14 protein-coding genes are annotated in these 11,554 nt (G+C 68.7%); 9 read left to right on the top strand and 5 right to left on the bottom strand.

The window, feature by feature from the left end:
- Positions 1-26 precede the first annotated feature (26 nt).
- Entirely contained in the window at positions 27-164 is a 138-nt protein-coding gene (locus M1L36_RS15360) for a hypothetical protein (RefSeq protein WP_250874620.1), read from the top strand.
- Between the two features lie 424 nt (positions 165-588).
- On the opposite strand, the gene M1L36_RS15355 is transcribed toward M1L36_RS15360, so the two are convergent.
- Positions 589-1,770 carry a hypothetical protein gene (locus M1L36_RS15355; protein ID WP_250874619.1) on the bottom strand — a complete coding sequence of 394 codons (1,182 nt, stop codon included), beginning with the start codon at positions 1,768-1,770 and terminating at the stop codon, positions 589-591.
- 286 nt (positions 1,771-2,056) lie between these two features.
- Between M1L36_RS15355 and M1L36_RS15350 the strand changes: the two genes are divergently transcribed.
- The 4 genes from M1L36_RS15350 to msrB all read left to right on the top strand — a co-directional run bounded on the left by M1L36_RS15350 (position 2,057) and on the right by msrB (position 4,890).
- The gene (locus tag M1L36_RS15350) at positions 2,057-2,503 is read left to right on the top strand and encodes a pyridoxamine 5'-phosphate oxidase family protein (protein ID WP_250874618.1); all 447 of its coding nucleotides are present in this window, start codon (positions 2,057-2,059) and stop codon (positions 2,501-2,503) included.
- Positions 2,503-2,910, top strand: a complete 408-nt coding sequence (locus tag M1L36_RS15345; protein ID WP_250874617.1) for an archease — start codon at positions 2,503-2,505, stop codon at positions 2,908-2,910. Before M1L36_RS15350 ends, M1L36_RS15345 begins: the two co-directional genes overlap by 1 nt.
- A gap of 77 nt (positions 2,911-2,987) precedes the next feature.
- Positions 2,988-4,409, top strand: a complete 1,422-nt coding sequence (locus M1L36_RS15340; protein ID WP_250874616.1) for an RtcB family protein — start codon at positions 2,988-2,990, stop codon at positions 4,407-4,409.
- A gap of 70 nt (positions 4,410-4,479) precedes the next feature.
- Positions 4,480-4,890 carry a peptide-methionine (R)-S-oxide reductase MsrB gene (gene msrB / locus M1L36_RS15335; protein WP_250874615.1) on the top strand — a complete coding sequence of 137 codons (411 nt, stop codon included), beginning with the start codon at positions 4,480-4,482 and terminating at the stop codon, positions 4,888-4,890.
- Between the two features lie 60 nt (positions 4,891-4,950).
- Here the strand turns inward: msrB and M1L36_RS15330 are convergent, their stop codons facing one another.
- Complete coding sequence (locus M1L36_RS15330; protein WP_250874614.1) at positions 4,951-5,103, bottom strand: DUF7557 family protein; 153 nt, start codon at positions 5,101-5,103, stop codon at positions 4,951-4,953.
- A gap of 77 nt (positions 5,104-5,180) precedes the next feature.
- Positions 5,181-5,303, bottom strand: coding sequence for a hypothetical protein (locus tag M1L36_RS21445; RefSeq protein ID WP_305794553.1), 123 nt, complete (start codon positions 5,301-5,303; stop codon positions 5,181-5,183).
- Positions 5,304-5,412: 109 nt separating this feature from the next.
- On the opposite strand from M1L36_RS21445, the gene M1L36_RS15325 reads away from it, so the two are divergent.
- The 4 genes from M1L36_RS15325 to M1L36_RS15310 all read left to right on the top strand — a co-directional run bounded on the left by M1L36_RS15325 (position 5,413) and on the right by M1L36_RS15310 (position 9,133).
- Positions 5,413-5,838 (top strand): GIY-YIG nuclease family protein, encoded by a 426-nt coding sequence (locus M1L36_RS15325; protein WP_250874613.1) that lies wholly within the window; start codon positions 5,413-5,415, stop codon positions 5,836-5,838.
- Positions 5,839-5,893: 55 nt separating this feature from the next.
- A complete protein-coding gene (locus M1L36_RS15320; protein WP_250874612.1) occupies positions 5,894-7,525 on the top strand; it encodes an FAD-binding oxidoreductase in 1,632 nt (543 codons plus the stop codon).
- 89 nt (positions 7,526-7,614) lie between these two features.
- Positions 7,615-8,496: a lipase family protein gene (locus M1L36_RS15315; RefSeq protein ID WP_250874611.1), complete on the top strand. Its 882-nt coding sequence runs from the start codon at positions 7,615-7,617 to the stop codon at positions 8,494-8,496.
- Between the two features lie 76 nt (positions 8,497-8,572).
- Positions 8,573-9,133 carry a 5' nucleotidase, NT5C type gene (locus tag M1L36_RS15310; RefSeq protein WP_250874610.1) on the top strand — a complete coding sequence of 187 codons (561 nt, stop codon included), beginning with the start codon at positions 8,573-8,575 and terminating at the stop codon, positions 9,131-9,133.
- A 21-nt stretch (positions 9,134-9,154) separates the two neighbouring features.
- On the opposite strand, the gene M1L36_RS15305 is transcribed toward M1L36_RS15310, so the two are convergent.
- Together M1L36_RS15305 and M1L36_RS15300 are read right to left on the bottom strand one after the other, a co-directional pair.
- Positions 9,155-10,750, bottom strand: a complete 1,596-nt coding sequence (locus M1L36_RS15305; protein WP_250874609.1) for a hypothetical protein — start codon at positions 10,748-10,750, stop codon at positions 9,155-9,157.
- Entirely contained in the window at positions 10,747-11,526 is a 780-nt protein-coding gene (locus M1L36_RS15300; protein WP_250874608.1) for an ABC transporter ATP-binding protein, read from the bottom strand. Before M1L36_RS15300 ends, M1L36_RS15305 begins: the two co-directional genes overlap by 4 nt.
- Between the last annotated feature and the right edge of the window lie 28 nt (positions 11,527-11,554).

Raw genomic sequence — 11,554 nt, 5'->3', positions numbered from 1 at the left:
TGTCGCGTGCTACCATTTAACTATGTATGCCGTTCTGTCCGACATGCGAGGTCGACCACGAGACCGCGGCGCTGGTCCGCCACGAGCGCCACGGGTTCGTCGTCGTCCACTGTCCCGACTGCAAGCGGTTCCTCGGACGGTATCGCGACCCGGTGGTCCACTGAGCGCCGGTGTGAACGACTCAGCGTTTCGAGTCTCGCGCCACGGCCGTCCCCGACTCGCCGTTCGTAGCGACGACACCGTCCCCGCTCGCACCCGTCGCGTGGCGTCGAGCCTTGTGTTGTGAAGTCGGTGAGTGTGCCAGCGCGCTAGAAGTGTCAACGAATTTAATAGAGGTGCGGTCGTAGCAGGTCGATGGGGCACGCTCTGACCCCGGTCGATGCAGGTGGAAGACGGCGAACGGTCCCGTTCATGCTCCGGGTCGTTCGAGTCAGCATTCGGCCCGTGCTCGTGTCACGACGTGTGGCCCACGCGTGAGCGCCCGTTCCCCTGAGTTCGCGCGTCGTGGCTGCACGGCCCGACACGAGCACGAATTTTTTTCGAACCCCACGATGGAGCGGCCAGTCCAGTCGACGGACGAGACGAATCTCAGTTCGTAGCGGTCGTCGAGTCGGTCGTCTCGGCGTCGGTCGGCAGGTCGACGGTGAACGTGTAGGTGCCGCCGTCGAGGGTCCGCGTCTCGGCGTCGGCCAACGTCTGCAGCGTCGTCCACTCGAAGCCGGCGTCGACGTCGAGCACCTCGTAGCTGACCAGCGAGAGGGTGAGCGACTCGTTCTCGGCGACCGTGACGGTCACGTTCGCGGTCTCGCCGTCGTCGGCGACGACGATGGCGCTCGACTCGAAGGCGTCGCCGTACGTCGCGTTCAGCGACCCGGCGGTCGTCGAGTTCGTCGCCCCCACGCCGGGGGTGCCGTGGAGGTAGCTGACGAGACGACCGTCGGGACTGTAGAAGTCCTCGGTCGTCTCGCCGAGCGTCTCTTCGGGCTGGCCGACGACGAGGTCGACCTGGTAGTGGACGGTCTCGACGGTCAGCGTTCCGGTCATCCCCTCGTCGCCGACGAGCACGGTGTACTCGTAGACGCCGGGGTCGAGACCGGAGGTGTCGACGTCGAAGGCGACCGTCTCGCTGTCGACGGTGTCGTTCTCGCCGAGTTGGCCGTCGAGGGCGACGCTCGTCGCGTCGAACTGTTCGAGTCGGCCGTCGTCGTCGCTGTCGAGCATGAACGCGACCGTCTGGTTCGAGGCGAACGACGCGGTGCGGTCGACCGTCGCGTTGACCGTGACCGTCTCGCCGCGCTCGGCGCTCACGGCGTCGTCGACGGCCGTGACGTCGTGCAGACCGATGGCGCAGTAGTTGACGACGGAGCTCGCGACGGTGTCGTCCTCGGAGGTGACCTGGAAGTGGTACTCGCCGAGGCTCTCGTGCTCGAACTCGTGGCTGAAGAAAACCACCGTCGACTCGCCGGGCGCGAGTTCGACGGTCTCGGAGACGAGCGTCGTCTCGTACTCGCCGTCGCGGTCCATGTCGAACGTGACCTCGACGGTCTGGTTGCCCGGTGTGTCACCCTCGTTGGTGACGGTGACCGGGAACGAGGTGGGTGCGTCGTCGACGGAGGTGTTCCAGTGCGGGTCGGTGGGCAGTTCGAGTTGGTAGTCGGCACCCGCGGCCGTCCCGGCCGGTGCGACGACGGCCGCCGCGCCGACACCGGCCGAGCAGACCAGCAAGACGGCGAACACGGCTGCGAGTGTTCGGTTCGTGGTTGTGTTCATCTTCAGTTCGCTCGACCACGCTGTCCCCCTTCGTTATCCGGTTCCGACGGTTCTCTAAGCAGAGACTTACCGAAAATCCGAAGGCGATATTGTTCGCGGTGTTCGACACCCTGATATTCCATCCTCAAGCGCCATATCCACGACATACCCCACATAGACACTACCTACGCACCGAGCGTTCCACGCCATCGTACCACTATTCTTACACAGATAGAGAACTCACGTCGCCCGCCCGACGGTGCCGAACGGATGCACGTTCTATGTCGTCGCGCGTCCAACGCAGAGCATGGAGCACATCGGGTACACCTACACCATCGGGATGAGCGACGAGGAAGTCACAGAACGGCTCCAGGCGGGGACTGCCGGGGTCCTCGCGCTCGCCGACGGCGGCGACGCCTACGCGCTCCCGGTGTCGTACGCGTACGACGACGGTGCGTTCTATCTCCGGTTGAGCGACGACGGCCACTCGAAGAAAATGGCGTTCCTCGAAGCGACCGACGAGGCGTGTTTCCTCTGCTACGACGTCGACGACGGCGACTCGTGGAGCATCGTCGTCGAGGGGTCCCTTCGCAGACTCTCCCCGGACGAACGGGAGGCGTTCGACGCGACGGCCGTCGGCGGGGCGTTCAGCGACCTCCGCGTGTTCGACGAGGCGATTCAAGACGTGACGGTCGTGGTGTACGAACTCGTCGCCGAGCGAGTGACGGGGCGGCGGACCGGCGAGCACGTCTGATGGGGTACGAACTCCTCTCACACCCCGCGGACGCTCGGTTCCGAGCGAGGGGGCCATCGCTGGACGACGCGTTCGTCGAAGCGGTACGCGCGTTCGCTGCCATCGCCGAGGGAGGTGAGGCCGCCGACTCTCGCCGCGAAGTCCACGTCGAGAGCGAGGACCGCGAGGCGCTCCTGTTCGACTTCCTCGCCGACCTCGTCTTGCTCCAGGAACTGGAGGGGGTCGCGGTCGTCGACGCCGCCGACTGCACCGTCTCGACGACCGCCGACGGCTACGCGCTCGACGCGACGTTGCTCGTCGCCCCCATCGAGGAACCGTTGTTCGACGTCAAGAGCCCGACGTACAGCGAGATGCGTGTCGAGGAGGGTGACGACGGGTGGGTGCTCGAAGCGACCCTCGACGTCTGAGAGCGACGACCCCGACCGACATCCCCACGACCCGACGGGTGCGCTCGCTTTTCTCGGTCGGCGGGAAACGGTCGCGTATGCACCTCACCGAACTCACCGAGAACGTCCACGAGATCGCTCGCGAGGGCGAGATGCGTGTCCCCACCCGGGTGTTCGCCAGCGAACCCCTCCTGGAGAAGATGCGCGAGGAGGGGCGAACGCTGGAGCAGGGCAGCAACGTCGCGACGCTCCCGGGCATCCAGAAGTACAGCGTCGTCCTCCCCGACGGTCACCTCGGTTACGGCTTCCCCATCGGCGGCGTCGCGGCGGTGGCGATGGACGGCGGCGTCGTCTCGCCGGGCGGCATCGGGTTCGACATCAACTGCGGCGTCCGGGTCCTCCGAACCGACCTCGACTACGACGACGTGCGGGGCCACGAACAGGCGCTCGTCGACCGCCTCTACGACCTCGTGCCGTGTGGCCTCGGGAGAGGAGGGTACGTCCGGACCGACCGCGACGACCTGGAGGGCATCCTCGCCGTCGGGATGGAGTGGATGCGCGACGCGGGCCACGCCCGGCAGGCCGACCTCGACCACTGCGAGGAGAGCGGCCGACTCCCGGGCGACCCCGACGCGGTCCCCGAGGACGCGAAACGGCGTGGCGTGAACCAGGTCGGGTCGCTCGGGTCGGGCAACCACTTCCTCGAGGTCCAGCGCGTCACCGACCTGTACGACGCCGCCACCGCCGACGCGTTCGGTCTTCGGGAGGGGCAGGTCGTCGTCATGATCCACTCCGGGTCCCGCGGACTGGGCCACCAGGTGTGTCAGGAGTACATCCGCCGGTTCGAGCGGACGTACCCGGACCTCGTCGACTCGCTTCCGGACCGGCAACTCGTCTACGCACCGCTTGGCGACCCCGTCGCCGAGGACTACCTCGGGGCGATGTACGCCGCCGCGAACTTCGCGTGGGCGAACCGGCAGGCGATGACCCAAGCGGTCCGTGAGGCGGTCGCCGACCTGTTCGACACCGACGCCGTCGACCTCGTCTACGACGTCTGCCACAACGTCGCCAAGGAGGAGACCCACACCGTCGACGGGGAGGACGTCGAGGTGCTCGTCCACCGCAAGGGTGCGACCCGCGCGTTCCCGGCGGGCCACCCCGACGTCCCCGAAGCGTACCGCGACGTCGGTCAACCCGTCCTCCTGCCGGGGAGCATGGGCACCCACTCGTACGTGCTCGCCGGTGGCGAGCGCTCGATGGAACTCACGTTCGGGTCGACGGCCCACGGCGCGGGGCGACTCAAATCGCGGACACAGGCGAAGAGAGAGTACACCGCGGGAGACCTCCAACAGCGCTTGCGCTCCGAGGGCGTCTACGTCAAGGCTCGTTCAGGTGCGACCGTCGCCGAGGAAGCGCCCGGCGCGTACAAGGACGTCGACGAGGTGGTTCGGGTGAGCGACGCACTCGGTATCGGGACGAAGGTCGCGCGGATGCGGCCGGTCTGCAACGTCAAGGGATAAACCGTAGATGCGGGGTCGACCCCCGCCACGCCCGCCACGGATTGATACGCCTCGAACGCCTACCGGTAGTATGAGCGACACAGAGACCTACGACCTGCCCGAGACCGACGAGGAGTGGCGCGAGGTGCTCACCGAGGAGGAGTACCGCGTCCTCCGCGAGCAGGGCACCGAGGCGAAGTTCACCGGCGAGTTCATCGGGAAGGACGACGAGGGCACCTACGTCTGTGCTGGCTGTGGAACCGAACTGTTCGACTCCGGGACGAAGTTCGACGGCGAGGGCTCCGGCTGGCCGAGCTTCTACGACGCCGCCGAGGGCAGCGTCGAACTCCGGCAGGACACGTCTCACGGGATGGTCCGGACCGAGGTCGTCTGTGCGAACTGCGGCGGCCACCTCGGCCACGTCTTCGACGACGGGCCGAACCCGACGGGCAAGCGCTTCTGCATCAACTCCGTCGCACTCGACTTCGACGAAGACGAGTGATGGTCGACGCGGCGGGTCCGTCACGTCTTCGACGACGGCCGACGGCGAACCGCCGACGGCTCACCCCGACTCGTCGGGACCGGTCGCCATCGACCGTTCTTCGGCCTCGTAGATGCTGACCAGTTCCGAGACGACGTCGTCGTAGCTCTCGCCCTCCGTGCGGAGGCCGTCGAGTCGTCGGACCGTCTCCTCGCTGAGTGCTATCTGTGGCATGGGCTACCGTAGCGCTCGGACGTACGTAAACAGCGGGGGCTCCCGCGGGGTCGCGTCACCGCGCTCGCCCGGCGGAGTCAGTGGCCCGGAACGACCACGAAGCGGCCGTTCGGACACCACAACGGGAACGTCGGGAGTTCGCCGTCGGGGACTTCCTCCTCCTCCTCCGGTTCGTCCGATGGGTAGACGGGTACCGGCATGGTTTGCCACCTCGTTCGAGGGTAACATACCGCGCAGACAAAGTCGTTTCGCCGTCACGTGAGGGCGACGGTCACGACGCTTTTCGCGTCGGCGGTCGAATCGCGGGACATGGACGGGGAAGGGACCTACACGCTCGTCGTCTCGCTGGGAGCGGACGCGACCGTGACGTTCGGTGCAGCGGGCGAGCGCTCGCTACCCGCCGGTACCTACGCCTACGTCGGCACGGCGTTCGGACCGGGGGGGTTCTCGCGCGTCGAGCGCCACCGCGAACTGGCGCGTGGCGAGCGCGGGACCCGTCACTGGCACGTCGACTACCTGCTCGGTCACCCGGCGAGCACCGTCGCGTCCGTCGTGACGAGCGCCGACGTCGACGCCGAGTGCGCCGTCGCGGCGACGCTCGACGAGCAGGTCCCGTCGGTACCGGGTCTCGGCGCGTCGGACTGTGACTGCCGGACACACCTGTTCGGGCCGGCCGACGGTGAGTCGCTTCGGCGATGCGTCGAGACCGCCCACGGAGCGGTTCGCGAGAGCTGAGACGACCCGCCCGCTGCGCCCACAGTGTTTTGTCGTCGGCCACACAGGGTGGGCCATGTCACCGGATGCCGACCTGAGTCGCTGGGGGTGGGGCCACGCCGACCGGGAACCGACCGACGCGGAGCGCCGCGAGACGAAGGCCCGCGTCGAGACGATGCTGGGGTTCCCCGAACGACCCCTCCTCCCGATGCCCGACGACGACCTCGACCTCCCCGACCCGCGGGTCGACCCGCCGTTCCACTTCTGCACGACCGACCCGGAGGTGCGCGCCCGCCACACCTACGGGAAGGGGTACCCCGACCTCGTACGGGGGTTCTACGGCGAGTACGACCCCGCACCGGACGCCGTCGCTCGGCCCGAGGAGGCGTCACAGATTCCCGACCTCCTGCTGTGGGCGAGCGACGAACGGGTCGCCGTCGTCCCGTTCGGCGGGGGGACGAGCGTCGTCGGTGGCGTCGAGTGTCACGGGCCGGGTTACGCCGGCGTCGTCTCGCTCGACACGCGTGAGTTGGACCGGGTACTCGACGTCGACCACACCTCGCGGGCGGCGCGTGTCCAGGCGGGCATCACCGGCCCCGACCTGAACGCTCAACTCGCCGAGGAGGGCCTCCAACTGCGCCACTACCCCCAGTCCTACGAGTTCTCGACGTTCGGCGGGTGGGTGGCGACCCGCGCCGGCGGGCACTTCGCGACCCGCTACACCCACATCGACGACTTCGTCGAGTCCGTCCGGGCGGAGACGCCCGTCGGTCCGCTGGAGACCCGACGCCTCCCGGCGTCGGGGGCGGGACCGGACCCGAATCGCTTCCTCCTCGGGAGCGAGGGCGCGTTCGGCGTCATCACGGAGGGGTGGGTGCGCGTTCAACCCCGGCCCGAGCACCGCTCGAAGGCGACGGTGCGCTTCGACGACTTCTGGGACGGCGTCGAGGCGACCCGCGAGGTCGTGCAGGCACGGCACTCGCCGGCGAACTGCCGGTTGCTCGGCCCCTACGAGGCGATGTTGAACGAACTGGCCGACGACGGGTCCTCGCTGCTGTTGCTCGGCTTCGAGTCGCTCGACGGCCCGACCGACGAGCAGTTAGAGCGCGCACTGGCCATCTGCGGCGACCACGGCGGGGAGTGGGACGACCCGACTCACGAGGGACCCGACACCGCCACCGGCGGCGAAGACGGGGGAGGCGCGGACGACGAGGGCGACGCGGCCGACCGCTCGGACGCCGCGGGCGAGTGGCGCAACTCGTTCTTCGAGGCCCCCTACCGGTTCAACACGCTGGTGAGCGTCGGCGTCCTCGTGGACACGTTCGAGACGGCGGTGACGTGGGACCGGTTCCCCGACCTCCACGAGACCGTCCGGCGGCGTGTGACCGAGGCGATGCGCGAGGAGTGCGGCGCTGGCTTCCTCTCCTGTCGGTTCACCCACGTCTACCCCGACGGCCCCGCGCCGTACTACACCCTGCTCGCCCCCGCCGACCCCGGCAACGAGGTCGAACAGTGGCGACGCATCAAGCAGACGGCCTCGGACACGCTCGACGCGTTCGGCGCGACCAGCACCCACCACCACGCCGTCGGTCGGGTCCACCGCGAGCACTACCACCGCGAGATTCCCGACTCGTACCTCGACGCGCTGCGCTCGATGAAACGCACGCTCGACCCCGAGGGTATCATGAACCCCGGAGCGTTGCTGTGAGCGGGCTTCGAGAGAACTATCGTTAACGGAGTAGTGGTGTATCACGAACGTTGGAAACACTTATCTCCCGGACCGGAGTGGGTGAGTCAATGTCTGACAACGAATGGTCACGACGACGGTACCTGACGACGACGGCGGTGGCCGGCCTCGGGGTCGCCGGTCTCAGCGGCACCGCGCTCGCCGGCGGGAAGGGTGGCGACGGCGGGAAGACCGCCCCGAGTGACTTCCCGCGAGTCACCACGCGGGGACACTTCGACATCACCTGGTACGGCTCGGTCCGACTCGAAGACGGCTACTCGGCGACCGACTACGACACCGCCGGCGACTTCTCGGGCGTGTTCGGGGGGGACGAACTGCTCGTGTTCGTCCACGGCTGGCTCAACGACGAGCAGGGCGGTCTCGACACCTGTTACACCGGCGTGACGAACCTCGGTATCGAGGGCTACGACTCCCCGGGCGTCGGCTACCTCTACGACGCCGACACGGGCGTGACCCAGTGGTGGAACGCCACCGAGATCGCCGAACGCAACGGGCACAAACTCGCGGCGTTCGTCTACAACGTCCGCCAGCAGTACCCCGACACCGCCGTCCGGTTCGTCGCCCACTCGCTGGGCGCGCGCGTCGTCCTGGAGGCGGTCAAGACCCTCGACGCGTGGGGGCTGTCGGACGCGCTCGCCTCCGTGAGCCTGCTCGGTGGCGCGGCCGACAACGACAGCGTCGCCACCGACGGCGAGTACGGCCCCGCCCTCGAACGGTCGGTCGGGTCGGTCGCGAACTTCTGGAAGTCCGACGACAGCGTGTTGAACGGCCTCTACACCACCGCCGAGTTCGACTCCGCAGTGGGTGAGGAGGGCTGTGAGGGCACCCCACCGTCGAACTACGAGGACGTCAACGTCGACTACGTCCCCGACCACTACTCGTACTACTACGAGGACGACGGCTGTCTGAGCGAGGTCGTCCCCCGGTTCTGAGGCGGCCTCGACGGCGTGGTCCGACACCCTGTCCCGACAACGACGGGTACTTTTCGCTCTGGACCTGCTCGGGGGTATGAACCTCCCCGACGGAGCGCGCATCCTCGTCGACGTCGACGGGACGCTCTGTGACAACATGCCGCGACTCGTCGAGTACGTCGAGCGCGAACACGACGTGACGCTCGACCCCGAACGCGTCACCGAGTGGCAGTACCACGTCCCCGAGGTGGGGATGCACGTCGGCGAACTCATCGACGCCGCGATGGCCGACCACCCCGAGTGGTTCCTGCTCGGGATGGACCCGCTGCCCGGCGCTGCCCGCGGGATGGAACGTCTGCAGGCGGCGGGCTACGAGGTCCACATCGCGACTCACCGCCCCGCCGAGACCCACGACGTAACCCGCGAGTGGCTGGCCGACCACGACATCCCCTACGACGGCTACGAGGACGACGTCCCCCGGAACAAGGGCGACCTGCCGGGCCACGCGCTCGTCGACGACTACCACCGAAACGTCGGGAACGCGCTCGACGCCGGGAAGGCGGGCGCGCTGTTCCGACAACCGTACAGCGACCCCGCGGCCTGTGACGGCGCGCTCGTCGTCGAGACGTGGGACGGGTTCGTCGAGCGCCTCGTCTGAAGCGACCGCGGCCCCCTCGTTCTACCCCAGGTAGTAGTCGTCGAACGACCGGACGGCGAAGGTGTACCCCACCGTGGCCGCGACACCGGCGAGCAGGAGCGTCACCGCCAGACCGCTGGCGATGGTCACGCTCTCGCTGTAGCCGAGGACGTCGACGGCGAACCCGCGGACCGTCGGGTCGGCGACGACGGTCGCCGGGATGCCGGTGACCGCGAGCACGAGCGAGTAGAGGCCGAACGCGAACAGACTGGGGGCGGTCGTCTCGACGCCGCGCATCACCTCGACCTCCTCCATCCGTGGGAACAGCACGCCAGCGCCGACGGCGATGCCCGCGGCGGCGACCGGGAGTGCGACGGCCGTCAGGGCCACCGTTACCAGCGCCAACTCGCCGAGACCGCTGAGCACGCCGGTCACGAGGGCGAGAGCGAGCGTGACGGGGACGCCGATGACGAGGCCGGCGAGACAGAGACCGCCGACGAACATCCGCCCGGAGACGGGCGTCGCGAGCGTCACCGGCAACACCGGCCCCTCGTCGCCGATTGGGTTGAGCGAGAACGCCGCACCGGAGGCCCACGCGCCGTAGAACACCAACAGCGGCGGCAGTGCGGTCGGGACGGACCCGGAGACGAACGCCGCCTGCAGGAACGGGAACAGCAAGAACAGCGGGTAGGCGACGTAGACGAGTCGAATCGGGCCGCGGCGGGCGCGAATCCACGACTTGCGAGCGATGCGGGCCATCGGTCGGGGGACGCCGGCGACGGCGTCCATCTGGGAGGCCTCGCGGGCGGCCTCCTCGGGTTGGACCGGCGAGGAGTACCAGAGCGCGGCGGCGAGACGACTGGCGAGGGTGGCGACCGCGGGGACGGCGACGACGGCGATGACGACCGCGCCGACCGCGGGCAGCGTCGCGGCGTTCGCGTCGGTCCGGTACAGCGCGAGGTCGGCGAACCACCCCAGCGGTGACGCCCCGATGGCGTCGACGAGCGGGAGGACGGCCGACCCGGTCTCCGCGCTGCTGACGGCGACGAAGTACAGCAGGAACAACAGCACGCCGATGGCCGTCTTGTAGCGGGCCAGCCACTCCGAGCGCGCGATGAGGTTCCGGACGCCGAGACCGACGGCGAACCCGAGCAGCGCCCCGAGCAAGACGAGCAGGGCGAGCGCGGTGAGGACGAACGGGAACGTCAGCGGGTCGCCGACGCCGAGTGCGAAGGTTCCCGAGACGGCGAGCACCGGGAGGGTCGCGATGCTCCCGATGACCGCGAGTTCGGTGAGGACGACGCCGCCGACCGCCTCGCGGTGGGACACCGTCGTCAACATCCCGTCGGCGGCCGTGAGCGACCCGGAGGTCTGGACGACCCGGAGGGCGGTCATCAGCGTGACGAACAACGGGACGACCGCGGCGGCGAGCCTGGCGGTGTCGACGGCACCCGTAATCTCGCCGCTGGCGATGCCTTCGCCGATGTAGAACGCGGCCGTCGAGACGCCGAACACCATCAGCGCACCGAACAGGACGCCGACGCCGATGGCGAGTACCTGCGACGTGCGGCCGGTCGTCTTGCGCCAGCGGTGGGTCAACTCCATCCGCGCGACGAGGACGGCGTGACCGACGCTCATCGGGCCTCGGTCCGTGTCGCCCCGTTCGACGGGAGGTCGGCCTCCTGGGTCACTTCGAGGAACACGTCCTCCAGCGAGCGCTCGTCGCCCGTCTCGGCGCGCTGTTTCAGCTTCTGGGGCGGTCCTTCGGCGACGAGGTCGCCGTCGAACAGCACGCCGACGGTGTCGGCGAGTTCGTCGACGACCGGGAGGATGTGCGTCGAGAGGAACACCGTCGTGTCCTCGGCGGCGAGGTCGGCGATGACCTCGCGGACGGTGCGGGCGGCCCGCGGGTCCAGCCCCGAGGTCGGTTCGTCGAGGAAGACGACCTTCGGCCGGTGGAGGATGGCCTGGATGATGCCCGTCTTCTGTTTCATCCCCTTCGAGTACGTCGAGACGCGTTTGTCGGCGTCCTCGTCGAGGTCGAATCGGTCGAGGAGCGACTCGATACGCTCGGTCGCCTCGGCGTCCGGGAGGTCGCGCAGTCCCGCGACGTACTGGAGCTGTTCGCGACCGGTGAGTTCGGGGTACAGCGGCGGCGTCTCGGGGAGGTAGCCGATGCGCTCGCGGACGGCGTCCCGGTCGGCGATGGAGACGCCGTCGATCTTCGCCTCGCCACCGGTCGGTCTGAGGAGGGTGGTCAGCATCCGGATGGTCGTGGTCTTCCCGGCACCGTTCGGGCCGAGAAAGCCGTAGACGCTACCGTGACGGACCGCGAGGTCCAGCCCCTCGACGGCTATCTCGTCGTCGTAGCGCTTCGAGAGGTCGGTCGATTCGATGGCGAACGGGGACGTCATGGGTGGAGACTGCGGGTCCACGTATAAA

This window comes from Halomarina rubra (genome assembly GCF_023699475.1).
Taxonomy (GTDB): Archaea; Halobacteriota; Halobacteria; order Halobacteriales; family Haloarculaceae; genus Halomarina; species Halomarina rubra.
Note: the sequence above shows the minus strand (reverse complement) of the source record. Positions and strands in the feature narration are given on the sequence as shown.